Here is a 25,679-nt window from a genome sequence, read left to right as displayed (position 1 = left end):
CACAAAAAAAAGCGAGTCCCGAAACGGAACTCGCGTCAATACTTTGTCTAAAGTTGAAGACTTCTTAAGATTACTTCTTAGCTTTAGCGCTTGCGGTCTTTTTCGGCGGATGAGCGGCGATTTTCTTCACACTCTTGTCCTCATCCTTGGCTGCCTTTTCAGCTTCCTTGAACATGGCTTCCACCTGTTCGAGGGCGCCGTTCGGATCTTCTTCGATGATTTCAGAAGCTTCGTCAACGAGTTCGGCAAATTCGTCGTACCAGTCAGCGAAAATTTCGACTTCGAGGTGATCCACACCCGGAACCGTCAAGCGTACGCCGCAGCTTTCGCCAACGCGGTCGAGGAACTTAGCAATTTCCGGACGGAGGAGAGAGAGGTCAAGACCTTCGAGGTCTTCCGGTTCCAAGAGAACGCCGTCAACCTTATCGTCTTCTTCAGCCTTCTTGGACTTCTTCTTGTCGCCCTTCTTGCAGTTGCAGTTTTCACCGCAGCAGCATTCGTTATTGAAGTCGCCGTTCATGGCGAGGTATTCTTCGTCATCGATGCCGCTGTCGTAGTAGAATTCGTCGTCTTCCAGATAAAGTGTTTCAACGAAGATTCCCTTTGCGCCGAGAGTCTTGGCTGCTGCCAAGAATTCCTTGAGGTCGCCGCCGAAGTAGCGTGTAGCTTCGGCTTCTTCGTTCAGAGTCTGCACCGGGATCGGAAGAAGCTTCTGCTTCTTGATGTGTTCGCAGACCAAGTCGGTAACGGATTTTTCATTCTTAGCCATTGTGATTCTCCTGTTAAAAAAATAGACGAGAGACGAGTGAACGCTTCGCAACTGCGTTGCTTTGCTACAGACGAGAGAAAAGATTCAAATAACTTGTTTAACAATCTCTCGTCTTTAGTCTGTAGCCGCGCAGCGGCGTTCTTTCGTCTAAATATGATACTTCTTCAAACTGGTTGCCTTCTCGTCGATGAGCTTCATGATGCGGGCAACAGCGTCGGCACCGTTAGCCGTGTCCTTCACGCTTACGAGCGGCTGGAACAACGGGCTGTTGAAGAGCGTTCCGAGAGGAATCGGGTTCTTGCGGCAGAACGTGGCGTCGATGTAGTCGCGTGCAGCCTTCTGCAAGTTGTGAGCCTTGTCCTTGTCGCCAGCCTGGAAAGCCTTGTAGAGGTCAACGAAAGTCTTGCAAGCTTCCGGGATGTTGCCCGTTGCGCTCACGATACCCGTGCCGCCCATTTCGAGGAGGTCTGCAAAGAGACCGTCTTCACCGCTCATCACAGCGAAGTCCTTGCCCTTTGTTTCCTTGATGACGCGCATCGTGTCTTCGTGGAACTTTTCGCCAAAACCAAATTCAACCGCCTGCTTGAGACCGATGATGTTCTTGTCTTCGGCAAGAGCAATCAAGGTGTCCGGATGGACATAGCTGGAGGTACGGCCCGGAACGTTGTAAATAACAATCTTGGCACCCGTTTCGCTGCTGAGCGTCTGGTAGTGCTTGAGGAGGCCTTCTTGCGGCGGATTGTTGTAGTAGCCTGTAACGCAGAGGACCGCCACCGGAGCAATCTTCAAAACGTTTTCGATCATCTCGATAGATTCGCGCGTGCAGTTGGAGCCTGCGCCTGCAATCACAGGAACGCGACCGTCAACGTAGTCGAGCGTGAACTTAATGATATCCAAGTGCTGCTGCGGAGAGACCGTTGCACTCTGGCCCGTCGTCACGGCGGGGAGCACACCACTAGCACCAGCTGCAATAACATCGTCAATCATCTGCCCCATCTTCTTATAGTCGATGGAGTTGCGAAGGTTCTTAGGATCGTCGTTCTTGAGCGGGGTGAACAACGCGGGGAAAACACCAGTAAGTTGAGAAGCGTTTGTAATTTGCATAGTAGCCATAATATAATAAAGTAGGCAGTAGACAGTAGGCCGTAGGCAGTAAATTGTTATTGGAATTGCACCGTTTTGCAAAAGTAATGAATTTGCATCATCAAATAATTTTATTACCGATAGATTTGGGTTATTAGTTATTGGAATTTTGCATGTGAAAATGTGAAGAATATCGCGGAGCTTGCCACGAGCAAAGACTAGATATGAGAGAAAAATGTGGCGAAATTAAAGGCTTGTAAATCAAGAGCTGTAGCTTGAAAAAACGTCATTGCGAGGAGCGTAGCGACGCGGCAATCTAGTTAAGGTTGGTGGGGGTGTGTCCCCCTGGTTCGCACTTCGTTGCTCTCCACCCCCTCGAACGGGGCCTCATACGCCGGTCCCGTAACGCCCCGGCTTGATGCTGAAAAATTAACTTTGTCCGAAATTGTTTTGTTGTCTGTGTTAAAATCATTTTACTCGAATTCAAAAAAAAGCTTTGGGCCAAATGGGGCAAAAAAGCGTGCAAAACGAGAGTCGCAGAAAAATGCTTGCATTTTTCTATGACCGAGTGCAGCCGCGGACGCCGTAGGCGTCAAAAGCGTGTTAATATAACGGGTAGGGGATGTTCCTTACCATTATAAGGACATGCTAATGGCAAATGAAAATAATACAACAACAAAACCGTATATTGTCAAAAACGCAGATGGCGTAGAATACTTGCTTCCGTATTATCCGGCGACGTTCCGCGCCTTGCTGGATGACAAGGATACGATTCGTGACCTGCTGAACAGTATTCTTGAACTTGACAATGACCACGAAATTGTCGACCTCAGCTACGCATTCGAAAAATATATCGACGTGTTTATGCCTGGCGATGAGCCCATGCGGCTTGATGTGTGGGTGGCGACGCGTGACAACCGCTTCATGAATATCGAGTTACAAAACCGCGAACATCCGTTCTTTTTGGACCGTATGCAGCTTTACAATGCGTATCTAACGATACGTGGCAAGCATGATTATAATCGGTCGGAACAGTTCCTTGCGATGTCCGAAAAGGAAAAGATGGCTCATTATTACGAGGTTCCTGAAACTGTTTCCATTTGGCTTTGCAGATTCCCGATCTTGGAGTCGAGGGAGATTTATAAGGACACGTGGATGCTTTATAGTAAGCACGATGTAAAGGCGGGGATGGCCTTGCCGCTGTTTCCGAAAAATAAATATATTATAGTTGATTTGGTTAAGTTCTTGAAGCTTCGCAAGGGCGTGAACTCCCGTGAAGATTTCTGGCTTAGGCTCATTTCAAGGGGCCCGCTTGAAGTCCCCGAATCGGAAGACCCGCTTCTCAAGAACGCTTTGGACCGCTTGCGGGTAAGCAATGCTGATCCTGAACTTTTGAAAAAAATGGAGCAATTCATGTTCGACGAAATGCATGCATACGATGCCGTTATTGCTGAGAATTTTCTCAAGGGTAAGACTGAAGGAAAGGCTGAAGGCAAGTCGGAAGGCAAAACTGAAGGCCATGCCGATGCTATAAGCGTTATGCAGGCAATGGGCTTGCCCCCAGAGAAAATTGCTGAGGCGAAGGCTCGGCTTGAAGCTTTGAAATCGAAGTAGTCGTTGCAATTTAAGAAATAGGTAAAAGTCAAGGCTCACATAAAAGTGAGTCTTTTTTTTACAAGAATTGTAACCCCTTGTTTTAGGCGTTTCTTCCTACTGTCTACTTCCTACTTCCTACTAAATTTCTATCTTTGCGACGTAAAAACTACAAAGGAACCCTTATGGAAAACATTACCCAGATTTGGAAAAAGATTCAGTCCCCCGAATTCAACCCGGCTACCGATATGAACCTGGTTGAAACCGTGAAGCAGGTCGCTTTGACCTCCCAGGAACCGGCTAAGGTCAGCTTTGGTACCTCCGGCTGGCGCGGTGAAATCGGTTCTGAATTCACACTCCGCAACTTGCAGGTTGTCGGTGCTGCTATTGTGCGTTTGTACAAGGAAGCAACTCCGGAACTTTTCGCTGCTCTGGGTGTCAAGGATTTTGCCGAACTCCAGAAGCGTGGCGTGGTCGTTGGTCATGACAACCGCTTGCTCGGTCACGAATTCTGCGAAGCTGTCGCAGACCAGTTTGCAAAGGCTGGCGTGAAGGTCTATTACGGTGGCGAAATGCCGACTCCGGAATTCTCCGCTGCCATCGAAATGCTCGGTGCTGCTTGCTCCATCAACATGACTCCGAGCCACAACCCGAGCCACTACAACGGCATCAAGTTCAACCCGGCAGACGGCGGTCCTGCAGGTCCGGAAATCACGAACGTCATCACCAAGCTTTCTAACGAAATGATGGCTACCTGGAAGTTCGAACCGGTCTCCAAGGTTGACTGGGAAATTATCGACTCCCTCAAGATTTACAAGGAATTCCTCGTGAAGCAGGGCACGATCAAGTTCGACCGCATCAAGGAATTCATCAAGAAGGGCCGCCTCACGCTTGTGTGCGACCATGTTCACGGTTCTACCCGCCGCCGTCCGGCTGCTCTCCTCGACAATCCGGAATGCCTCATCACGCTCCGCAACGAAGATGATTCTTTGTTCGGCGGTATCGCTCCGGAACCGTCCAGCAAGAACCTCGAAAAGGTCCGCAAGGTCCTCGACGAAAGCAAGTCCTGGTTCCGTCTCGGTGCAATCTTTGACCCGGATGGCGACCGTATCCGTTTCTACGACGGCACTCGCGAAATCGACATGAACCAGTTCGGTGCAATCGCTTTCCACTACATGGCAACCTGGCGCAAGGAACAGGGCTGCGTGGCTAAGTCCGTTGCAACTTCCAACTTCGTGAACATCATTGCTGAAAAGCTCGGCGTTCCTGTCATGGAAACTCCGGTGGGCTTCAAGAACTTCCGCCCGTGGCTCAGCCGCAATGCCAAGCAGAAGGCTCTCGTTGCATTCGAAGAATCTGACGGTATCTCCGGACTCAACAACACGCTCGAAAAGGACGCCCAGTTCGGCCTCCTCATCGCTCTCGAAATTCTTGCGACAACTGGCAAGAACCTCGGCGAATACCTCGACGCTTTGTATGAAGAATACGGCCGCTTCTACCCGACCCGTTCTGGTTTCGAAGTCGACAAGTCCCTCGTTGGCGAACCGCTCAAGGCCAAGGTCAACGCCATTGCCGATATCGCTAAGCCGGGTGCAAAGGTCATGGTTGGCAACAACGAAAAGACCGTGAAGCAGCTCCTCACGCTCGACGGCGTGAAGGTCATCTTCGACGACGATTCCTGGATGCTCGTGCGTCCGTCCGGTACGGAACCGAAGGTCCGTATTTATACGGAATGCCGTAACCCGGATGAAAAGGATCCGATGTTCGAAGCTGCAAAGGCTTTGTTCTTCAAGAACTAAGGACAAATTAAGCGAATTGGGTTAGGGAAATGAAAAAAATTCTAACGGTCATCTTCCTTGCGTGTGCCATGGTGTTCGCGCAGGAAGGCTCCATTAAGCCGGAATTCCAGGCTTTCTCTGGCGCCTTGATCAAGCTGAAAAAGGCTGAGAAGGGTTTCCACAAGTTTAGGCTCCGAGTCGATGTGGCTCCGTGGGCATTCCTTGCGGAAGGCGAAGTGCAGGCTCCCGGTGGAGATTCCGATGTCCTTATAACAGCTCTTTTCGATAGAGCGCTTTACGCTGTGCTTGCCTATATTCCGGACAAGATTGCTGCCGGTTCCGATGGCGAAGAATACAACGTGGGCTTCTTCGATATGATGCTTTATTACGACGAAGAACCGACTAGAATTCGCAACTTGTCGTTCAAGCTTTTGCCGCCTGCAAACGATGGCTGGGCACAGAGCATCTTGGATGATGCTCTCCAGTCTGGTTCGCTTCTCGGTAAAATCTGGAGCGGTAAGTACGAACGAGAAATTACTAAGGCGTCCGCTGTTCCTATAGATAAGACAAAGCTTATCGATATGCAGCAGAAGCGCCAAGCGGCTAAGGCTGCTGAAGCTGAGCGCAAGGCTCAGGAAGAGGCCGACCGCAGGACTCGTGAAAGAGCTGAAAAGGCAAAGTTCAAGTCTAAAAAGCACGATGACCTTGATTGCTCTAGCCGCAAGCTCACTGCCAAGCAGAAACGCCGCTGCAAGATGAATGGAAAATAGTTACTAAATTTTATTACAAAACTCAAGTAGAGGTAAATTATGTCCGGTCACTCCAAATGGGCCACCACCAAACGCAAGAAAGCCAAAACCGACGTCGCTCGTGCCAAGGCTTGGAACAAGCTGATTAAGGAAATCTCCATCGCTGCTAAGCTCGGCGGCGGCAATCCTGACGCTAACCCGCGTCTCCGTGCTGCAATTCTCAAGTCCAAGAGCCAGAGCTTGCCGACCAAGAACATTGAAAGTGCTATTGCCAAGGGTACGGGTGCTAACTCCGGTACCGAAATGACGGAACCGCTGTACGAAGGACGCGGCCCGGCAGGCATTGCTATCATGGTGCAGTGCATGACCGACAACAAGGTCCGTACGGTTGCTGAAATCCGTAACATCTTCAACAAGAACAACGGTTCCATGGGCGAATCCGGGTCCGTTTCTTGGGCATTCACCTACAAGGGCGTGATTGTCGTCGATGCTGAAAAGTATCCGGAAGACCAGATCATGGACCTCGTCCTCGAAGCTGGTGCCGAAGACATGAGCACCGAAGATGGCGTTCATGAAATCTCCACTTCTCCGGAAGCTTTCGACGCTGTTTCCAAGGCTCTCGAAAATGCAGGCATCGAAATGATGAGCGCTGAACTCAGCTACGTCCCGAATGACCCGGTCAAGCTCGGTCACGACGACGCCGTGAAGCTCCTCAAGCTCATCGACAAGTTCGAAGATCACGACGACGTTCAGGAAGTCTACCACAACGCCGAAATCGACGAAGCTGACATGGACGCAGAATAGTCCGTAAGGCGAGTGATGCGGGATTGCTTGCAATCCCATAACCGAGCCGCAGGACGGACGCCGAAGCCGAAGGCGTAAGCGTCAATAATTAGACGAGAGAACGCTCGCGTCGCTCGCTACAGACGAGAGACGAAAGAGTGGCTTGTCTTGCATGTCATTCCCGCCACTGAGCGGGAATCTCCTTTAAAGAACTGTTGCTTTGGCAGCGGTTCTTTTTTTATGTGAAAAATGAGTATATTTTGTACAATATTTAACCCTCGAAATAACTATGATTAAAAAGACCCTCTTTTTTCTTGCCGCTCTTTCCATTTACGCTAACGCTCTCAATTGTGTTGAGGCTTATTTCAAGACTATAATTTTGGAAGCTGATATTCCTGGAGACTATGTTCTTGATAGTCTCTATAGAACCCCTAAGGAAGGAATGGAATCCGAACCGTGGTTCAAGAAACAGTATTACACGCCTGGAAATTATCTCCCTGATAGCATTGTTATGGCGAATGAAAATAAAACGGTTAAGAAAGTATTTAACTTCACACAAGAAACGACAACAGAAGATGGCTTGAAAAAAATCGTCGTAAAGAATAATGGAGAATTTTATAGCAGTGTCAAATATTTTGCCGGTACAGACTCGATAAGTTTTGAATATACGAGTGTTGATGAAGGGGAAAATTTTACGACTCATGGATCTTTCGTCCTTCGAAACGATACTCTTTTTACGGATGATTCTGGCTACAAGTCTGTTCTTTATTTGGATTCGAATAACAATAATGTTTGCTATGATGGTACCGATCCTGAAGATGAAAATTTCAAGAAGATTACATACGAGACCAAAGGGGATACGATTCATTTTATTACCGATTCCCATTACAGCGTTACAGATTTGTTCTTGGTTCCGGTGAATCCCCAAACGACGATTGGAATCCGAAAAATCCGATCAGCGGCGAATATTAAAAAGTTCAAATACTTTGACTTGCTTGGTCGCCCGGCCATAAGCAAGCACTCCGTGCAAGTCCGTAAATAGCCTTGTGTCATCCTGAGAGGCAACGCCTCGAAGGATCCAGTCAATTTTGGAGAGAACTGTTGCGAAAGTGACAGTTCTTTTTTACAATGACAACTTGTGTTCGTTGTGCTTATTGACGGAATGTCAACGCTTTTTGTTTGTATTGAATGTTTTTTAAAAAATCAATTTTGATAAATTATAATTTAGAGAGTAAAGGAGAATTTTATGAATATCCGCAAGTTTTGGCGCCTGAGTTACTTGACGGTCGCATCACTTTTTTGGGCGAGTTGCGGTACGGATTCCAATCCGCAATTTCCCGCAATGCAAGCTGCAAATCCAGATTCTTCGTCCGATGCGAGCGGAAGTGACGCAAAAGAGGATTCTTCGAGTTCTACGATAGCGCAAGCTTCAAGCTTATCTGAAATTGCTCTACCGCAAAGTTCTTCTGAAGAATCCGCAGCAAGTTCGGCAGAAGTTGGAAGCTCGTCTAGCGCATCTCTTTCTTCGAGTAGCCTAAAAGCCCAAAGCTCTTCTGGAACTGCAGACTATGTCTTGGCGAGAGATCCTTCGGTGACTTGCTATAAAAGTTCTTATATGGGAATGGTATCTTGCGGTAGTACAGAAAGTCTATCCTGTGATGATTATAAAAAGTATTTAAAGTCAGATACAACTTTATCCGAAAAAATTATATCGAGATGGGAAAGTGCCCTCCAGTCTTGCGGTGCTGTTAAAGACCTGTTTCGGGAAGAACCTCTTTATGGCATTACGTATGGCGGTTGTCCGATGCGCATGTTCGTGGACATGAAATGTTCCAACGACAGCTCGTACGTCGATGTTAAATTAGATGGGAAGAAATTCTATACGAGCGAAAAAGAATATAATGAGGCTCATGGCGTCGCTCCTGATGTTGTTGTGAAAAATTGTCCGCAGGAAAATTTTGCCCTGTTTACGGATGTCCTTGCCGATGTTCAGAAAAAACTGTATGAGATTGTTTCTGGAAGGCTCATGGAAGATATTGCCAGATCTGAATCGGAACAAAAATATTTAAATAGTCTTGTGGACCGTGAGAATAAAACTTTGAAGGGACGCTTTGCCCCTTATACCATGGATGATGAGGATCAATCCGATTCCTGGTTGAGTCAATATTCTGCTTATTGGTTCAATGGCTATATTGCAAAGACCAAGACTTGCGATGATGGCACTCCTGCAACAACTGAAACTTATCAGAAAAAATATGATGCGATTCTTGCGGAATGCCTTAAAATCATTGAGAAAGATTCAAAGGCTGCTGAATAGTTTGTTTGTCGAAAGCCTTTCGTCATTCTGAAAGTTTCACTTCATTCCGCAAACATCTCGTCATTCCGAGTGTAACGAGGAATCCAGTCAAATCTTGCGGATTCCTTTTTTTCGTCTTTCTAATAGCTGGGTTCTAGAAATTATAACTAGTATCTAGTAACTGCGCCGAAGGCGCTATCTTCCGAGCGTTTCGCGGTAGGTGTGGACGGCGTCCTTGTACTTGCTGACGGCTTGTGCAATGCGGTCGGCGAGGTCCTGCTGGCCAGCCTTCGTCATCATGTAGGCTTCATCTTCTTCATTGCTGATAAAGCCTAGTTCAATGAGCACGGCAGGCATCATCGCGCCTACGAGAACCATGAATCCCGCACCGCCGACGCCTGTATTCATCTTCTTGATTTTTCCGCCTTCAAAACTGTTTAGCAATTTTTCGGTGAACAGATAACTCGTCTGCTTATATTGCTCAAGGCGGGCTTCGAGCTTGAACCATTCCAACGGTGAAAGTTCGTCCTTGGCATTCTTTTCGCCGTAGAGCGTGGCGACCGCGTTTTCACGACGAGCTATCGCCTTGTCTTCTTCGCTTTCCGGGGCGCGCAGCACGTAGAACTGGTAGCCCTGGATAATCTTCTTGCGCTCTTCGCTTGCGTCAATGGCATTGCAGTGCAGGCTGATGAACAGGTCGCCATCCCACTGGTTTGCCAAGTTTGCGCGTTGGCGCAGTTCAATGAAAACGTCCTTGCTGCGGGTGAGCTTCACGTTGAAGCCTTCGTCCGCGAGGTTCTTGCGCAAGAGCTTTGCGACGGCGAGAACGATATCCTTTTCTTGGGACTTCTTGCCCGATGCGCCTGGATCCTTGCCGCCATGTCCGGGGTCAATCACGATGGTGCGGACTTCGCGCGTACCTGCGATTTCTTGCTTCGGAGCCTTCGGCTTTACGACAACCGGCTGTGCTGGTTTCTGTTCGGCGGGCTTTGCAACCGGCTTGGCAGTCGCTGTTTCTTTTGCTTTGGCTTGTGCAATCTCGTCCTTCGTTACAGGGACTGCCGCGACCTTACTGGAAATCTTTTTGGCGTCGTTCTCGGCAATCCACAGATGCCCGTTATCGAGTTCCGGCGCTGTCGACAAATCGACCGTGCGACCGTTGCGCGTCATGTACGGAATGCCGACGGCGAACTTGAGCGTGTCCTTTGCTGAAACAATCGAGAATGTCTTTTGCACCGGATACCAGTGGAACGAACCCTTGATTTCGCGGGCGACAGACTCCACATCGACCCTTGCCGTAGCAGCGAGGGATAGACTACATGCGACTAGCAGTAAAGCTAAAATTAGCGATGTGCCTTTGCGGCGCGAGCCATTTCCATCTTGGCGTCGCGGACTAGAATGTCCTGTCGCTTGTCGTGTTGATCCTTGCCTCGGCATATTCCTACTTCGAGTTTTGCAATACGGTTCTTAAAGTACATTTTCAGCGGGATGATTGTGCAACCCTTCAATTCTTTCGCCTTGCGCATCTTCTGGATTTCGTGCGTGTGGGCGAGGAGCTTTCTCCTGCGAGCAGGGAAATGGTTGAAACGGTTTGCGAAAAGGTATTCATCGATATGCGCACCGACGAGCCAGAGTTCATCCTTGTTTTCGTCGATATCGATCCACGCTTCGCCCAGAGTGCACTTGCCGTTACGGATAGACTTGACTTCCGAACCGATGAGCATGATTCCCACTTCAAAAGTTTCATCTACAAAATAGAGGTGGCTCGCCTTGCGGTTCTGGATAACGGGCGTACTAGATTCTTTCTTGATCATCTTTAGGGACAAAAGCCTCTTCTAAGTCGAAAGGAACGTTGTTGATTTTTTCGATCAAGTCCTTGCTGGGCTCGAACACCGGGCGCACCTTGGCGGGGATGTTCACGAGTTCGCCAGTCTTGGGGTTCCGGGTGCGGCGTTCCTTGCGCTGTTTATTCTTGAAGCGACCGAATCCACGCAACTCGATATTGTTGCCCTCGATAACGCAATTGGAAATCGCGTCGATGAGTTCTTCCACGATGACTTTGGTTTTTACTTGCGTAAATCCAGTCTGGGAAGCGATTTCATCAACGATTTCCTTCTTAGTTATGTTGGACGGAGTCGCCTTCATATTAAAGAATTTACAATAATTTTAAGCAACTGTTACGCTTTTTTGCTCCAACCGATGCTTTTTTTGTGCATATGGGGCACTGCAGCGTCCAAAGCCTGCTGCAATTCAGCACAACCTTCGCCAGTGACCGCCGATGTGATGACCACTTTCTGGCGGTGCTTCTTGAATTCCTTGATGGCGTTTTCGATGCCGAGGTCGCTCTTGTTGAGCGCTACGACAAAGTTCTTTTCGGCAAGCTTCGGGTGGAATGCCTTGAGCTCTTCCTTGAGAACCTTAAACTGTTCGTAGGCGTTTTCGGCAAAACCGTCAATCACAAAGAGCAACGTGTGCGTACGTTCGATGTGCTTGAGGAACTGGTGGCCAAGGCCCTTGCCTTCGCTTGCGCCTTCCAAGAGACCCGGAATATCGGCAACCACAAAGCTGTGACCGTTCACCTGGACGATGCCGAGCACCGGTTCAAGAGTCGTAAACGGATAGTCACCAACCTTCGGGCGACCGCTAGAAATCTTGTTCACGAGGCTCGACTTGCCTGCGTTCGGGAAACCCACGAGACCCACGTCTGCCATGAGCTTGAGTTCGAGGAACAGCTGGCGGACTTCGCCCTTTTCACCCGGAGTGCACTTGCGCGGTGCCTGCACCTTCGGAGTTGCGAAATGCTGGTTGCCCATGCCGCCCTTGCCGCCGCGAGCCGCAATCCACTTCTGGCCCGGTTCGGTCAAGTCCGTGAGGATGTGGCCCTGTTCGTCCTTGACGATTGTGCCACGCGGAACGCTAATGATCAAATCTTCGGCCGATGCGCCAGAGCAGCGCTTTGCGCCGCCGGGCTGACCGCTCTTTGCTTTGTAAATGTGCGTGTTGCCCATGTCGAGGAGCGTGGTGTACTGCTCGTTCACCTGCAAAATCACGTGGCCGCCACGACCGCCATCACCGCCATCGGGACCGCCGAGGGGTACAAACTTTTCACGATGGAAACTGCAGATGCCGTCACCGCCTCTGCCGGAGCGAACTTCAATATTTTTTTCGTCTAAGAACATAGCCCAAATTTAGAAATTTTTGATGAAATTCATAGAGTACAAATTTCACCTCCAAAAACAAAAAACGCCAAAACTCATGGAGCTTTGGCGCTTTTTTGAAATTTGACTGGATCCTGCTCCTACGAACCTAATTCAACTAAGGCAACAAGTTGCCGAGTTTCATATATCGCGTTGCTCAGGATGACGAATGCGGGTTAAACCAAACCAATCGTTTCGTCGAGGCCGAGCGCGATATTCATGTTCTGAATAGCGGCGCCGCTAGCACCCTTGCCGAGGTTGTCGATGATCGTCGTGACCTGCATGATGTTTTCGTTGCCGAAAACCTGGATGCGGGCATTGTTCGTGTCGTTGCAAACAGTCGGGTCCAAACGACCGTTGAAGAGCACCGGAGCGGCTTCGTACGGCAAGACCTTCACGAACTTCGAACCTTCGTAATGCTTGGCGAGGATTTCGGTCAAGTCCTGCGGACCGAAATCCTTCGAAAGCATGTTCGGGAAGATGGCGACCGTCACGGCCATACCCTTGTAGTAGGGGCCAAGCACCGGATTGAAGAACGGGACGTTTTCGAGTCCGCAGTACTTCTTCATTTCGGGGAGGTGCTTGTGGGCGAGCGCAAGCGCGTATGGGGCGGGAGCCATGATGGCCTTCGATTCACCGGCCTTGTGGCTGAGGGCGTCTTCGGCTTCGTATTCGGCGATGAGCTTCTTGCCGCCGCCGGAGTAACCGGTGATGCTATATGCGGCGAGGTTTGCGCTCTTCGGGAGGATTCCCGAGGCAACGAGCGGATGGACGCCGAGGATAAATCCAGAGGCGTGGCAACCGGGGTTTGCAATGCGCTTGCTCTTGGAAATCGCTTCGCGTTGTTCGGCCGAAAGTTCCGGCATACCGTATGTCCAAGCCGGGTTCACGCGATGAGCCGTGGAGGCGTCGATGATGCGCGTGTTCGGATTCGTGCAGAGGGCGGCACTTTCCATGGACGCTGCGTCCGGGAGGCAAAGGAACGTCACGTCAGATTCATTGATCATCTTCTGGCGTTCGTTCACGTCCTTGCGGAGTTCTGGATTGATCTTGAGAATTTCCAGGTCGTTACGCTTGGCAAGTCTCTCGAAAATTTGCAGGCCAGTGGTTCCTGCTTCGCCATCTACGAATATCTTGAACATTGGATAGTGGTTAGTGGTTGGTGGTTTGTGATTAGTGATTGGTAGGAAGTTAGAAGTCGGAAGTAGGAAGTTTTATAATCGCGGCAAAGCCGCCTAATTAATACTGTCTACCGTCTACTGCCTACTTCCTACTGTTTACTTGTTAGCGCCGCAGCACTTCTTGTACTTCTTGCCAGAACCGCACGGGCACGGGTCGTTACGGCCGACAACCGGACCTTCGTGGCGGACAGTTTCCTGCTTCACGGCACGACCGTCATAGAAGTACCAAGCACCGCCGACCTTGTGGAATTCGCCAAGTTCGTGGTGGTTGCGAGTGATGTTGCCCTGCTTGAAGCGGGCGACAAATTCGACCCAGCCGATGTTCTTTTCTTCTTCGGTCTTGGTCTGCTTGATTTCGATGCCGAGCCATTCGGACTGACGGCTCCAGGCTTCTACGCTCGGTTCATCAAAGTCGTCACGCTGGGTGGCTTCGAGGGAATCCTTGAGCCATGCAATTTCGTGCTTGGCATAAGCAGTGTAGCGGGAGCGCATAAGGGCTTCCGGGGACGGGGCGAGGGCGGTCTTCTTAATAATCGGTTCGCAGCAGTCGCAGTAGGCCTTGCCAGAACCGCACGGGCATAAATCGTTAGCCATAGTAAAATCCTTATAAAAAACTGGGCTAAAAATACAAAAAAATGGTGCGCCTGTGGAGTCTTTCGCGCTTTTTTTACAAGCCTCAAGTCTATAAAAAAGAGATGCCCGCTCGGAGGCGGGCATGACAGCTAAAGTCGCAACGAACTCAAATTCTAATGACTGATGACCATTGACCAATGACCAAAGGCATTACAGGCATTTCTTCAGGAGCCAGAATTCTTCCTTGCCTTCGCGGCCCGGAATGCTGTTCGTGGGCTTGATGCGTTCGACAATGTCAAACACGCCGTCCAGACGAGCCAAGAGTTCGCCTTCGCTCATGCAGTGCGGAGGACCCTGCATGGTCTTGCCGTTCATGAGCGGGTACATGAGGCAGATGAACACGCCGTCGTCCTTCATCATCTTGTAGCAGACTTCGAAGAATTCGTCGCGGCGGCCCGGATGGATTGCCGAGAACGTGCCGTAGTCATAAATGATATCGAACTGCTGGCCACCGCGCTTGGCATCCTTCGGAGAAAGGGTGAACAAGTCGAGGTCGAGGGAGCGCAAGTTCTTGTGCTTGCGGCTCAAGTGGTCCAGTTCATCAACGGCGGTCGGAGCAAAGTCGACTGCCAAAACATCATGTCCACGCAAAGCCCATGCCTCGGCATCATAGCCGAACCCGGCGCCTGGAATCAGCACAGAGCCGGTTGCGGGGCAGGAGGGGTGCTTGAAAAACTCAAGCAGGGCCGGAGTCGCCTTCTTGAAATTCCAGTAGTCCTTGCCTTCGGCATAGAGATTGTCCCAGAATTCCGGGAGGTTTTGCGTTAACATTCTTTACCTTCCTTTTTGTACGCTAATTGTCCACACGCAGCAAGGATGTCCCTACCGCGTGGATTGCGGATCGTTATTTGAATTTCAGCAGCTCGCACGGCGGCGAGGAAATCTTCCACCTCTTCGGGGGTGGGGGCGTGGAGCGTCGGGTCGTCGCCGTCGTTAAGCACGATGGCATTCACCTTCACGCGACGCGGAGCGCAAATGCGGATGAGCTCTTTTGCTGCCTTGGGTGTGCAGGTGATGTTCTGGATGAGCACGAACTCGAACGTCACATAGTTGTCGGTGCGGCGGATGTATTCGTCAACCGCTTCCAAAAGTTTCTCGATAGGCCAGGTCTTGTTCACCGGCATCACGGACGAACGGTATTCGTTGTTCGTGCTGTTGAGGCTCACGGCGAGGCAGCAGGGCGTGTTGCGGTCCACGAGTTCCTTGATCTTCGGGACGACTCCCGAAGTGCTCACGGTCATGCGCTTTGCGCCCATGTTGAAAAGTTTCTGGTTGTGCAGTGTGCAGCAGACGCGGTGGACGTTCTCGAGGTTGTTGAGCGGTTCGCCCATGCCCATGAAGATAATGTTCGTCACCTGGGCGACTCCGCCTTCTTCGTTCATGAAGCCGTTGTCCTTCAAGTACCAGTTGACGTTGATGATTTCTTCGAGAATTTCGCCTGCTTCGAGGTTACGCGTGAAGCCCATTTTTGCGGTGCGGCAGAAAGCGCAGTTCATGGCGCAGCCGACCTGGGTCGAGACGCAAACGGAATAGCGACCGTTTGCCGGGATCATCACGGTTTCAATATGGTGACCGTCTTCGGTCTGGAAAAGCCACTTTACCGTTCCATCGACAGAAACAGAACGCTGGTCTTCCTTGAGACCGCAAAGCGTGAACTGTTTTGCCATTTTTTCGCGGAGGGCAGGGGAGATGTTCACCATCTCGTCGTAAGAACGCACCTGCTGGCAGAATAGCCATTTTTGAATCTGGTCGGCGCGGTAGGGCTTTTCGTCAACATCCCGAAGCCAAGCTTTGAGCTCGTCGGTTGTCAAAGTTTTTATATTGCGCTGCCATTCCATATCCTGTAAAGATAGAAAATTTTAAGCTTCTTGTTAAGGGCTAGGGCTTGCGTAATCCCTTGGCCTTGCGTATGTACTCTAAGCGAGGTAAATCATTTTCAGCGACATTCTGGAGCGGCTCGTCGTCGTTTTTCCCGGCTTGTTTTGGGTGTTTTTGCCAAAAAAGATGCTGGTATATGCGGTCAAGTTCTACGGAAAGGGAACTGATGCTTGTTTTGAGAGCTATGGCGAGCTGGGAGAGCGTGTCTATTGAGGGAACGCGTTTCCCGCATTCCATTTGCGATATGAATTGTCTTGAAATTCCTGATTCGATGGATAGGGACTGCTGCGTGTGTTGACGCTGTTGCCTAATCGAAATAAGGAGGAGCCTGATGGCTTCGTGTAATAGGAGTGTTTCGTAATTCATTGGAGCATAATTTTATGAAAATTTGGAAATGTTAAGTGCATGCTTTAGTTTGCAAAATGACGTAAAACTTTGATATTTTGGATTTTATTTCTTATTTATTGTCATAAAATGTCTATTAATTTATTGACTCAAAATTTTGTTGTTTAAAATCAAATTGGTGTAAATTTAAAGGGCGTGTGATAAGTCTTTACATTTGTATACAGAATCGTCTTTCGTTTTGGCGCCTGTTTTGAAAAAGATTGATTATTTTTCGTAAGGGTAAATTTATCGCGCATTGCGCAAAGGGATACGAATGATTGACGTCAAAGGGAAGTGGTGTTTGGTGACGGGAGGTTGCCGTGGTGTTGGCCGCCTCATTGCGATTGAAATGGCAAAACTCGGTGCAAATCTTATTTTGCAGGGCCGCGACAAGAGCCATGCCGAAAAGGTCATTAACGAACTTGCTCCGTATGGTGTTCAAGTGAAGGCCGTGGGCTGCAACCTCGAAAATGAAGCCGAAATTGACGCAGCCCTTGATGAAATCGATTCCTTTGGCGTCCAGGTGGACCTCGTGTTCAACAATGCGGGCCTTATGAGCCACTATTTTGCCGATTACACGACGAATACGATGGAAGATTTCCGTCAGGCAATGGCTGTAAACTTCTTTGCTCCGATGAAAATTGCCTACCACTTTTTGCCGGGCATGATCAAGCGTGGTTTTGGCCGCATGCAGCTCACCACGAGCGGAATCGCCAATGAGCCGGAGCTGGCCGCTTACGCCTGCGCGAAGGCTGCCCTTACGAAGTTCGTGAAGGATTTCGCCTGCAAGCTGAACGGCACTGACGTGATGATGAACGTCATGGATCCGGGGTGGCTGCGCACGGATCTTGGTGGCCCGAACGCCCCGAATGCTCCCGAAAGCGTTGTGCCGGGCGCTCTTGTGAGTGTGCTTCTAGACGACAAGAAGAGCGGTCGCTGGTTTAGCGCCCAGGATTACGTGGGTATGGACATTGCGGATGCTGTTGAAGCGGGAAGCAAAGTATTTGCGTAGTTTTTTATGCGGCCATAAAAAGTAAAGAAAATCACATTTCTTATCAAAAACATTATAAAAATATGTTAAAAAACTTGCGAAGTTTGAAATATTAAATTATTTTAAACATTAGAAGCTATTTTTTTAAGGGGAGCATTGATTTTTTTACTGTAAGATTCATTCGCTCCCCTTTTTGTAGAGGATGTGTGGCTATGTCTGAGCAGAAAAAAAATATCATTCCAGAGGGGATAAAGAAGGAATTGGAAAATTCCGATATTCCGCTTGCGGTCTATCGGTTTGCAAATGGACATCTTGAAACTATTCTCGTCTCTAATGGACTTGTTCGCTGGCAGAAGCCTGGCTGTACACGTGAAGATTTGATGCATTTTCTTGATACGGACATGTATAAGGATGTTCATCATGAAGATATTGTATATGTAGCGAACAAGGCCAAAGAATTTGCAAAATCAAAGGACGGGCGTTACGAGGTTATTTACCGTCAAAAACTGTATGGGAAAGAGGAATACCGTACCATCCATTCCGTAGGCTATCACCATTTTTTGGATGATTCTACGGAATATACGGTTGTCGTTTATGACGATGTGACCGAGGCGCTGGAACAGAACAGGGAAAAGCGTCTCGAATTTGATAAGAGCCTGATTGAATTTTTAAATAGTGATACTGTCGAGCCTTTTGTCATTGTCGATGCAAAGACTCACGAAATCTACATGATCAGCGCTTCTGTAGAGAGAATCTGGACGCCGGTAAAGCCCTTTAATTCGGGAATCACTTTTGAAGAATACTTTTTTGATCCGAAAGAACCGCAACTGATTACTCTTGACGAGGTTCTTGAAAGAGGCGAAGTCCTTGTGCCGAATTCGCGTACGGGCGGGGACCTTATTTTAAAAGCTTCATTGATCAAATGGCATGGTGTGGATGCTATTTTCCATCGCATAAGTGAAAGGACGGACCGTTATTTCGACCTTTTGACAGGACTCCCGAACATGGAGTACTGTCGCATGCGCGGTGAAAACTATGCGGACGATATTAGAAATGCTGGCGGTATACCGTCGGTTATCTACTTTGACATCGTCGGGATGAAGCTTTATAATAATGCCAACGGCTACAGTAAGGGGAACGAGTTCCTGCTTCATTTCGCGGCATTCCTAAAAAAATTATTCCCGAAAAATTTGATTTGCCGTCAATCCAATGATCACTTTACGATTGTTGCGGACATGGTGAATGTTGAAGGCAAACTGAATGAAATTCGAAGGTTTGTCAAGAGTACCATTTCTAAAATTTCGATGGATGTCAACGTCGGCATTTGTAAAGTCGATGAATTTGAGGCGATGCTTGATGTCTGCGAAAAGGCAAAAATTGCATGTAAAGTCAAAAAGAAGGCTAGTGACGGATTTATTCGTTATTATGACGAAGATCTGCGCAAGGCGCTATTCTTGCAGAATTACGTTGTGAACCACATTGACGAAGCTATAAAAAATGGCTACATCAAAGTTTTTTATCAGCCGGTTGTCCGTACAATTACGGAAACATTCTGCGGTATGGAAGCTCTTGCTCGCTGGATTGACCCGCAATATGGTTTCTTGAATCCTGCTGTCTTTATCGGCGCTCTTGAAGAATCGGGACAAATCCATAAGCTAGATAGCCAAGTAATCAATATAGTCTGTAAGGAAATGCGAGAGGAAATCGATAGCGGAAATCAGGTTGTCCCGGTTTCGTTTAACCTTTCGCGTCTAGATTTTATTGGCTGCAATATCTTCGAAGTTGTTGAAGAAGCGCTCGAAAAATATAAAATTGATCGTGACTATATTCGTGTCGAGATTACGGAAAGTATCATTGCGTCGGATTCTTATGTCCGAAACGAAATTGAACGATTCCGTCTTGCTGGTTATGAAGTCTGGATGGATGACTTTGGTAGCGGCTATTCTTCTCTAAATACGCTGAAGGATTATAAGTTTGATGAACTGAAAATTGATATGGCGTTCCTGGCGAATTTTAACGAGACTTCCCGTACCATTATCCGTTCGACAGTTCGTATGGCGAAAAATTTGGGCCTTAAGACTCTTGCTGAAGGTGTTGAGACTAAGGAACAGATGGACTTTTTGAAGGGCATTGGCTGCGAAAAGGTTCAAGGGTACTATTACGGAAAACCGATGCCTTTGAAGGATACGCTTAAACACATGACTTCTATAGGAATGCCTATTGAAGACCCGAAGGCTCGCCATGTGTATTCAAGGCTTGGGCGCCTCGATTATCTGGTTGATACTCCCAAGGCAATCATGTCTTATGAAGATGGAAAGTTTAAGTTCCTGTTTGTAAACCAGCAGTACGAAGAACAACTCCTGAGTCTAGGATTTACAAGTTTTAAGGATGTTGAGGTTGCTTGTAATGATCCTGGTAATCCAGTTTATGAAAAATTACGCGAGGCTGAACACGCTGCGTATAAGGCCCCGTTACAGACGACTTATGCTAGCCATGGAACCTATGTGTTCTTGGGAGGGCGTTTGATTGCCGATATTAACGGTTGCCATATTTATGATTTGACGTTCCGCAATACGCATGTGAGCGCTGTTGAAAGTGCTTCGTCATCGCAAAAAATGGTGAGGTTCCCTGCCGAGGCGAAGAATATTTTGCTTGCAACGGTGAACTCGCAAGATCGGGCATTCCTAGAAGAAATCTTGAGGCCGGATTACAACGTGATGCTGGCTAATGATGGTGAACAGGTCCTCAATATTTTGCTGGAGTACGGTAACAAAATCTCGCTTGCCCTGATTGATGCCGCTCTTCCGAAAATTGATGGCTTCAAGATTATTCAAAAATTTAGAGGCGAGAAGCGAGAATTCCAGATGCCGTTTGTGGTGATGACGGATAATATGGAACTGGCGAAAGAAAGTGTCCGTTTGGGTGCTTATCAGTTTATTCATACGCCTATAAAAAACAAGGAGCAGGTCAAGTCTAAAATTGATGGTGCCATCAAGAATACAGAGCTGCTCCACCAGCTTGCTTTGAACTATATGGAATATGTTCCTGGCGGAGTTGTTCTTTTGGAAGCCGTAAGCGGAGACATTCTTTATGTCAATGGGCAGGCGCTCGAAATTTTTGATTGCGATAACGAGGATGATTTCCGTGCGTTGACAGGGCATAAATTTGAAGGTGCAGTTCTCCCTGAAGACTATGCGCGAGTCGATGAAAAGCTTGAAACGCTTTTCCGCAGTGGTAGCTCTATGCCGACTCAGACAACATATCGTATTAAGACGAAGAAAGGTGTTGTTAAGCGGATTTATCATGTGGGCAGATTCTATAGAGATACTCCGTATGGACGTATTTTATCAGTATTTGTCTCCGAAGACGATATGGCCCTAAAGAATTATTTTGGCCGAAAGAATGCTTTCAAATTGTTCATGTCTTCTGGTGAAGCTTCGCATACCAAGTCTTATGAACCGGGTTACAAGGCATTCCTGTTCTGGAACCTCACGAAGAATTCTCCAGTGTTGAGAATGGAAGGCATAACGTATATTCCGGAAGGCTTTTCTGGTAATTATACTTACGATGTCCATTACAATTATTTGACAGGGCTTATGTCAAAGGATTGTGTAAATGTCCAAAAGGTGTCAGATTACACTCGTGAAAAATTGATTCTTGACTATGTGAATAAGCGGCCTGTTCCGCCGCTCAATTTGAGCTATAATTTTAAAAATGGATGGTTCTCCATCAAGTCCACGTTTGATATGATGGCAGATCCAGATACAGGCGATGTCATTCTGAAACTCCAGAATGAAAACGATACCGATGTCGAAGCCTATAAGGAATTGACGGATGCTGTTGTTTTGAATCTGTATGACCAGATTATCTATATCGATGGCAATTACGATAGAATATTGAGCCTTTCCTGTGTTGATGGAAAACCTATGTATGTCCAGAGAACGATTACGAATTCTATGGACAACCTTTGTAAGCTTTTCCAGATACCGCTTTGCTCTGCGGAAGAATTCTTGGAACGTGCAAAGCTGTATAGTGCTTCGGGAGAACCGTATGGCAAATCGCTAAAGCTCGAGAATGGGCAGATTAAATTTGTTCGTGGACGAGTACTTTACGAAGGCTCTCAAAAATACATCGTTACCATATCGGACATAACGAATATGAGATATAACGACTGATAAATAAAAGGGGCGATGCCCCTTTTATTTATATCCCTGCTTTGCCCGCTTGTTTTTGTACATGCGTTTATCCGCTTCGCGCAAAAGCTCATCCGTGTTGCGACTGCCGTCTGTTGAAGAAATGCCGTAGCTGATGGATATGCGTAAATCGCTTGCTCGAATGAGTGTGCAAATCTTTTTGTTCAGCTCTTCGCATCGTATTTTGATTTCTTCTTCGGTGATTTCTTTTTCTAAGATGACTGTAAATTCATCGCCGCCCAGGCGTGCGACAATTCCGTCGGGGAATGTTTCCTGGATGAACTTTGCCGAACCCTTCAAAATCTGGTCGCCGCGCTTGTGCCCGAAATTATCGTTGATTTCCTTGAAGCGGTCGAGGTCCATGTAAATGAGCGTCATGGATTTTTTGGCGTTGTTGTGGATGAAGTCCTCGAAATAACGCCTGTTGTAAAGCTCTGTTAGGGCGTCGGTGTTCGCTTCGTTCAGAATCATCTTTTCATATTCGCGTACCATTGTCACGTCATTGAAAATCACGAAGTAGCCAGATGTATTCTTGAAGTAGTCAATGATTTCCTGTTCGATGACTTTAAAATAGCGCGTTTGTCCGGCGAGATTTATTTCATATTCTCTCTTTCTAGACTTGCCTTCCAAATCAACATCTTCTTCCCCAATGGGAGTCATGTTGTGCTGTAGCCATTCTTGGTATTGGAAGCTTTTGAAGGTCCCGTCGATCGATTCGATAAGCTTTTTAAAGGAATCGTTCATCTTGAGAACTTTCCTGTTTGTATCGCAAAGAATAAGCGGGAAAGGGAGGTTCTCTACGAGAATTGAAAGCTCAAGCCCCATGTTGCCAAAGTCGGTGACGTCTTTCGCGATCCCGACTGTACCTTCGATATTGCCGAACATGTCGTAAAGCGGGGTCTTGTAGGTCTTGAGCTGCTTCATGCCTTCGCTTGTCTTGAGCGGTTCGTCGAAAATGCAGGTATGGCCAGAAGACATCGTCTCTTCTTCAGATTCCATGCAGACGTATTCGCCCTTCTTGTATTCCTCTTCGGAGATGTTCCAAATATAATAGTGCCCTCGACCGCGAATATCTTCTTTTGTCTTATGGACTGTGTTGCAGAATTCTTTATTCACCATCATGTGGGCGCCGATCTTATCTTTGAACCACACGAGGTCTGGGACGCTGTCGATTGCTGTCGTGAGTAGATTCTGGTAATGGTAGGCGTCAAAGCGGGTCTGCAAATTCTGGAGTAATTTTTCTATGCGTATCCTGCGAATGGAACTTGATTCGGCCCTTGGCCAGACGTCAAGAAGTGAGGTGTAGATGTTTTGCACCTCGGACATGTCGCCGATATAAATGACTTCGCTTTGGGGGCGCTTGTCCTGTACAGCATTGATGGCTTCATTTGCATTGTCGGTAAGTAAAACTTCAAAAGAATCTTCAGCTGGAGAATCCACTGAAATGCTGGTATCCCACATCAATTTCTTTTCGACGACAAAGGTCCTGAAAATGTTCTTGTCATTTTCAGAAGTGATCCTCAATGATAGGTTGAGTTTCATTTAATACACCTCAATGCTGTTATTTCCTTTAAGATATATAATTTTGGAGTTTATGGGGAGGGAACGCCATGAATAAGGCATGTGTGGCGGATTGGAATGTGATATTTCATAATAAAAAGAATCTTGAATTTTGCTTACGAAATATTTACATTTGCGCGCATGAAAATCAAGTCCCTTGTTTTTTTACTCATTTTCTCGCTTTTTAATCAAGCATTCGCAGCATGGACTGGTGGCAAGATTCAGCCTGGAACGACTACAATCAATGGCAAGAGCTACTACTCGATTTCCACTCCGAATCATTTGGCTTGGTTTGCCGCAACGGTGAATGGCGGAAAAAATACGATAAATGCGGTGCTTTCGGCGAATATTGTCATGGGAGCCGATGAAACGAAAACCTGTGGTACCAACTGGACTCCGATTGGTTCAAGCAGCAAACCGTTCAATGGCATTTTCGAGGGTAACGGAAAGGTCGTCTACGGTCTTAAGGCGAGTGGTTCGAATGTCGGTTTGTTTGGATATATCGGTAGCAGTGGCTCAGTGAAAAATTTGCGCCTAAATGTGGGCTCTGTTACAAGTTCAGAATATGCGGGGGCTGTGGCGGCTCATAATTACGGAACAATTTACAATGTCGGTAACAACAGTGTCAAGGTGACAAGTACGGTAAGTTCTGGAACGGCGTATCTTTATGCTGGTGGTATTACTGGTGAAAACAAGGGCGAAATTCGTTACTGTTTCAATAAAGCCTCTATTAGCGCGAAGGCAAGCGTAACCTCGAATAACTTGTCGATGCTTTACGGATATGCAGGAGGCATTGCAGCAGTCAATGAAAAGCTCATTTGGAACAGTGCCAACTACGCTTGGGTTGGGGCACAAATGACCGCTAATGATGGGATGGCCGCATCGTACGCCGGGGGAATAAGTGGAACGAACGATGGTGAAATCAAGCACGTGAGCAACCACGGCGAAGTTGTCGGGCAAGCGTCGGCGAGATCTACGGGGTCTACTACAGATTACGGGTATGCTTATGCCGGTGGTCTTGTTGGTATGAGTAATAACGGTGCAAAACTTTGGGATGCCTTAAGCACAAGTAAAGTAAAAGGGAGTGTTAGTGGCGATTATTATGTAGGTGGTGCTGTAGCCGTAAATTCAGGAACGGTTGGGGATTGCGTCATTTATGATAAAACAGTATTGGCAAACAAAAGTGCCGTTGGCAAGAATAACGGATCGATTGGAAAAAAGGTTGAGGGAAGAACGACAGCACAAATGAAAGTGGGTTCATTTGCTTACGACATGAATATGCTTTGCGGCACCAAAACTTCTAGTAATGGAGTCTGGACTATCAATGGAGGCTATGCTTATGTGGCAATGCTCAGCGATAAGAAGACGAATAAAATTGTTTTTAAGAATGGCAGCACGACTTTGTCTACTCAATATTCCAATGCCAAGGGGCAAGTCGCGTTCCCGGCAACGCCTTCGGCTGCAGAAAATTATGTATTTGAGGGCTGGTTTACGAGTGGTGGTACACAAGTAAGTGCTTCTAGCGTGTTTACGCAGAACGAGACTGTCTCGGCAAAGTTCAAGGATATGAGCAATGTCTTTTATGAAATTTCGTTCTTTAATTGGGATTCTACGTTGATCGAATCGCAGAGTGTTCAGTATGGCAAGACGTACGTGTATGAAGGGACTCCGCTGCGAGAATCTACAGAAAAGTATTCTTACTCGTTCAAGGGGTGGGATAAGGCTGTTGTGCCTGCGAAAGCTGATGCAAAATATTACGCCGTCTATGATTCTTTAGAAATAGAAGTTTCATCCAGTTCCTTTGAAGAATCTAGTTCATCTGAACAACAGGAATCTAGTTCCTCGGAAGAACTTGTTCTTTCAAGTTCGTCAGAAGAAGAAATGTCCAGCTCGTCAGAAAATCTGTTGCTTTCAAGCTCTTCTGAAATTGAAGTCTCTTCAAGTTCAATCGAGGAATTGATCAGTTCCTGTTTTTCTGAAGAATCAAGCTCCTCGGAAGAACCTGTTCTTTCAAACTCGTCAGAAGAAGAAATGTCCAGCTCGTCAGAAAGTCTGTTGCTTTCAAGCTCTTCTGAATTTGAAGTCTCTTCAAGTTCAATCGAGATTTTGATCAGTTCCAGTTCTTTTGAAGAATCTAGTTCCTCTGAAATGTTGCTGTCTAGCAGCGGTATAATTTCGTCCAGTTCACAAAATCAATCCAGTGCTAGTGTCATTGGCACTTCATCAAGTTCTGAAAAATTGTCGTCTAGCTCAACGAAACCTTCATCCAGCTCTGTGAAGTCTTCTTCAAGTGTCGGTAAGTCGTCATTCAGTGCGGAGAAATCTTCAAGTTCAATGCAAAAGCAAGACATTCCCTCCATTGTGTATCGGAGTATCCATATAGATGTTTCGGGGAAGGCTTTGCATGTTTCTGGTGTTCCTCATGGCGAAAAATATGCGATTTTCAATATGCAGGGAAGCCTTGTTCATAGCGGCTATGCAGTTGCAGGCTCAATTGATGTAACTTTAAATTCTTCTGGTTCCTATTTGCTTTATACTGCGGGTCGGTTCAAGAAGTTCTCCATCAAGTAATAAGCTGCAAAAAAATACAAAAACTGCTTTTTTGAACACT

At 47.5% G+C, this 25,679-nt stretch carries 21 protein-coding genes; 9 read left to right on the top strand and 12 right to left on the bottom strand.

Translation table 11 applies throughout. The features are described 5' to 3' along the window. Window positions 1-70 precede the first annotated feature (70 nt). Window positions 71-769: a hypothetical protein gene (locus B7990_RS06130; RefSeq protein ID WP_088640131.1), complete on the bottom strand. Its 699-nt coding sequence runs from the start codon at window positions 767-769 to the stop codon at window positions 71-73. Between the two features lie 147 nt (window positions 770-916). Beyond that, a complete protein-coding gene (dapA, locus tag B7990_RS06125; protein WP_088640130.1) occupies window positions 917-1,873 on the bottom strand; it encodes a 4-hydroxy-tetrahydrodipicolinate synthase in 957 nt (318 codons plus the stop codon). 630 nt (window positions 1,874-2,503) lie between these two features. Between dapA and B7990_RS06120 the strand changes: the two genes are divergently transcribed. The 6 genes from B7990_RS06120 (at window position 2,504) to B7990_RS06095 (ending at window position 9,072) form a co-directional block, all read left to right on the top strand. Further along, on the top strand, window positions 2,504-3,466 hold the full coding sequence (locus tag B7990_RS06120; RefSeq protein ID WP_254917358.1) for a PD-(D/E)XK nuclease family transposase: 963 nt from the start codon (window positions 2,504-2,506) through the stop codon (window positions 3,464-3,466). Between the two features lie 164 nt (window positions 3,467-3,630). Then, on the top strand, window positions 3,631-5,244 hold the full coding sequence (locus B7990_RS06115) for a phosphomannomutase (protein ID WP_088630356.1): 1,614 nt from the start codon (window positions 3,631-3,633) through the stop codon (window positions 5,242-5,244). Window positions 5,245-5,273: 29 nt separating this feature from the next. Then, complete coding sequence (locus B7990_RS06110; protein WP_088640128.1) at window positions 5,274-5,993, top strand: hypothetical protein; 720 nt, start codon at window positions 5,274-5,276, stop codon at window positions 5,991-5,993. Between the two features lie 39 nt (window positions 5,994-6,032). After that, entirely contained in the window at window positions 6,033-6,776 is a 744-nt protein-coding gene (locus tag B7990_RS06105; protein ID WP_073424666.1) for a YebC/PmpR family DNA-binding transcriptional regulator, read from the top strand. A 268-nt stretch (window positions 6,777-7,044) separates the two neighbouring features. Further along, window positions 7,045-7,797, top strand: coding sequence for a hypothetical protein (locus B7990_RS06100; protein WP_088640127.1), 753 nt, complete (start codon window positions 7,045-7,047; stop codon window positions 7,795-7,797). A gap of 204 nt (window positions 7,798-8,001) precedes the next feature. Further along, the gene (locus B7990_RS06095; protein WP_088640126.1) at window positions 8,002-9,072 is read left to right on the top strand and encodes a hypothetical protein; all 1,071 of its coding nucleotides are present in this window, start codon (window positions 8,002-8,004) and stop codon (window positions 9,070-9,072) included. 174 nt (window positions 9,073-9,246) lie between these two features. Here B7990_RS06095 and B7990_RS06090 read toward each other — a convergent pair whose 3' ends face one another. From B7990_RS06090 to B7990_RS06050, 9 genes are all read right to left on the bottom strand, one after another. Beyond that, window positions 9,247-10,335, bottom strand: a complete 1,089-nt coding sequence (locus B7990_RS06090; RefSeq protein WP_088640125.1) for an N-acetylmuramoyl-L-alanine amidase — start codon at window positions 10,333-10,335, stop codon at window positions 9,247-9,249. A 59-nt stretch (window positions 10,336-10,394) separates the two neighbouring features. Next, a complete protein-coding gene (gene smpB, locus B7990_RS06085) occupies window positions 10,395-10,877 on the bottom strand; it encodes an SsrA-binding protein SmpB (RefSeq protein WP_254917356.1) in 483 nt (160 codons plus the stop codon). Then, window positions 10,846-11,196, bottom strand: coding sequence for an HU family DNA-binding protein (locus B7990_RS06080; protein WP_088640124.1), 351 nt, complete (start codon window positions 11,194-11,196; stop codon window positions 10,846-10,848). The genes smpB and B7990_RS06080 overlap by 32 nt, the downstream gene beginning before the upstream one ends. A 32-nt stretch (window positions 11,197-11,228) precedes the next feature. After that, entirely contained in the window at window positions 11,229-12,230 is a 1,002-nt protein-coding gene (obgE, locus tag B7990_RS06075; protein ID WP_012820189.1) for a GTPase ObgE, read from the bottom strand. Between the two features lie 194 nt (window positions 12,231-12,424). Next, window positions 12,425-13,390, bottom strand: coding sequence for an N-acetyl-gamma-glutamyl-phosphate reductase (gene argC, locus B7990_RS06070; protein WP_088640123.1), 966 nt, complete (start codon window positions 13,388-13,390; stop codon window positions 12,425-12,427). Window positions 13,391-13,525: 135 nt separating this feature from the next. Beyond that, entirely contained in the window at window positions 13,526-14,023 is a 498-nt protein-coding gene (locus B7990_RS06065; protein ID WP_088640122.1) for a YchJ family protein, read from the bottom strand. A 189-nt stretch (window positions 14,024-14,212) separates the two neighbouring features. Then, entirely contained in the window at window positions 14,213-14,833 is a 621-nt protein-coding gene (locus B7990_RS06060; protein WP_088640121.1) for a methyltransferase, read from the bottom strand. Further along, window positions 14,827-15,900 (bottom strand): 23S rRNA (adenine(2503)-C(2))-methyltransferase RlmN, encoded by a 1,074-nt coding sequence (gene rlmN, locus B7990_RS06055; RefSeq protein WP_088640120.1) that lies wholly within the window; start codon window positions 15,898-15,900, stop codon window positions 14,827-14,829. Before rlmN ends, B7990_RS06060 begins: the two co-directional genes overlap by 7 nt. Before the next feature lie 40 nt (window positions 15,901-15,940). Continuing rightward, window positions 15,941-16,306 carry a helix-turn-helix domain-containing protein gene (locus B7990_RS06050; RefSeq protein ID WP_088640119.1) on the bottom strand — a complete coding sequence of 122 codons (366 nt, stop codon included), beginning with the start codon at window positions 16,304-16,306 and terminating at the stop codon, window positions 15,941-15,943. Between the two features lie 292 nt (window positions 16,307-16,598). Here B7990_RS06050 and B7990_RS06045 point away from each other — a divergent pair, with 292 nt between their 5' ends. Beyond that, complete coding sequence (locus B7990_RS06045) at window positions 16,599-17,336, top strand: SDR family oxidoreductase (protein ID WP_088640118.1); 738 nt, start codon at window positions 16,599-16,601, stop codon at window positions 17,334-17,336. Between the two features lie 191 nt (window positions 17,337-17,527). Further along, complete coding sequence (locus B7990_RS06040) at window positions 17,528-21,490, top strand: EAL domain-containing protein (RefSeq protein ID WP_088640117.1); 3,963 nt, start codon at window positions 17,528-17,530, stop codon at window positions 21,488-21,490. 24 nt (window positions 21,491-21,514) lie between these two features. On the opposite strand, the gene B7990_RS06035 is transcribed toward B7990_RS06040, so the two are convergent. After that, complete coding sequence (locus B7990_RS06035) at window positions 21,515-23,050, bottom strand: sensor domain-containing diguanylate cyclase (RefSeq protein ID WP_088640116.1); 1,536 nt, start codon at window positions 23,048-23,050, stop codon at window positions 21,515-21,517. Window positions 23,051-23,209: 159 nt separating this feature from the next. Here B7990_RS06035 and B7990_RS06030 point away from each other — a divergent pair, with 159 nt between their 5' ends. After that, entirely contained in the window at window positions 23,210-25,639 is a 2,430-nt protein-coding gene (locus B7990_RS06030; RefSeq protein WP_141099226.1) for an InlB B-repeat-containing protein, read from the top strand. Window positions 25,640-25,679: the final 40 nt, after the last annotated feature.

It is taken from the genome of Fibrobacter sp. UWB4 (assembly GCF_002210345.1).
In the GTDB taxonomy this organism is placed as follows: Bacteria; Fibrobacterota; Fibrobacteria; order Fibrobacterales; family Fibrobacteraceae; genus Fibrobacter.
The sequence above is the reverse complement of the archived record's forward strand: the minus strand, read 5'-3'. Positions and strand labels throughout refer to the sequence as shown.

What these genes read in the sequence shown, in the direction of transcription:
- B7990_RS06130 (WP_088640131.1), bottom strand. Translation starts at nt 769, where the DNA reads ATGGCTAAGAATGAAAAATCCGTTACCGACTTGGTCTGCGAACACATC.
- dapA (WP_088640130.1), bottom strand. Translation starts at nt 1,873, where the DNA reads ATGCAAATTACAAACGCTTCTCAACTTACTGGTGTTTTCCCCGCGTTG.
- B7990_RS06120 (WP_254917358.1), top strand. Translation starts at nt 2,504, where the DNA reads ATGGCAAATGAAAATAATACAACAACAAAACCGTATATTGTCAAAAAC.
- B7990_RS06115 (WP_088630356.1), top strand. Translation starts at nt 3,631, where the DNA reads ATGGAAAACATTACCCAGATTTGGAAAAAGATTCAGTCCCCCGAATTC.
- B7990_RS06110 (WP_088640128.1), top strand. Translation starts at nt 5,274, where the DNA reads ATGAAAAAAATTCTAACGGTCATCTTCCTTGCGTGTGCCATGGTGTTC.
- B7990_RS06105 (WP_073424666.1), top strand. Translation starts at nt 6,033, where the DNA reads ATGTCCGGTCACTCCAAATGGGCCACCACCAAACGCAAGAAAGCCAAA.
- B7990_RS06100 (WP_088640127.1), top strand. Translation starts at nt 7,045, where the DNA reads ATGATTAAAAAGACCCTCTTTTTTCTTGCCGCTCTTTCCATTTACGCT.
- B7990_RS06095 (WP_088640126.1), top strand. Translation starts at nt 8,002, where the DNA reads ATGAATATCCGCAAGTTTTGGCGCCTGAGTTACTTGACGGTCGCATCA.
- B7990_RS06080 (WP_088640124.1), bottom strand. Translation starts at nt 11,196, where the DNA reads ATGAAGGCGACTCCGTCCAACATAACTAAGAAGGAAATCGTTGATGAA.
- obgE (WP_012820189.1), bottom strand. Translation starts at nt 12,230, where the DNA reads ATGTTCTTAGACGAAAAAAATATTGAAGTTCGCTCCGGCAGAGGCGGT.
- argC (WP_088640123.1), bottom strand. Translation starts at nt 13,390, where the DNA reads ATGTTCAAGATATTCGTAGATGGCGAAGCAGGAACCACTGGCCTGCAA.
- B7990_RS06065 (WP_088640122.1), bottom strand. Translation starts at nt 14,023, where the DNA reads ATGGCTAACGATTTATGCCCGTGCGGTTCTGGCAAGGCCTACTGCGAC.
- B7990_RS06060 (WP_088640121.1), bottom strand. Translation starts at nt 14,833, where the DNA reads ATGTTAACGCAAAACCTCCCGGAATTCTGGGACAATCTCTATGCCGAA.
- rlmN (WP_088640120.1), bottom strand. Translation starts at nt 15,900, where the DNA reads ATGGAATGGCAGCGCAATATAAAAACTTTGACAACCGACGAGCTCAAA.
- B7990_RS06050 (WP_088640119.1), bottom strand. Translation starts at nt 16,306, where the DNA reads ATGAATTACGAAACACTCCTATTACACGAAGCCATCAGGCTCCTCCTT.
- B7990_RS06045 (WP_088640118.1), top strand. Translation starts at nt 16,599, where the DNA reads ATGATTGACGTCAAAGGGAAGTGGTGTTTGGTGACGGGAGGTTGCCGT.
- B7990_RS06040 (WP_088640117.1), top strand. Translation starts at nt 17,528, where the DNA reads ATGTCTGAGCAGAAAAAAAATATCATTCCAGAGGGGATAAAGAAGGAA.
- B7990_RS06035 (WP_088640116.1), bottom strand. Translation starts at nt 23,050, where the DNA reads ATGAAACTCAACCTATCATTGAGGATCACTTCTGAAAATGACAAGAAC.
- B7990_RS06030 (WP_141099226.1), top strand. Translation starts at nt 23,210, where the DNA reads ATGAAAATCAAGTCCCTTGTTTTTTTACTCATTTTCTCGCTTTTTAAT.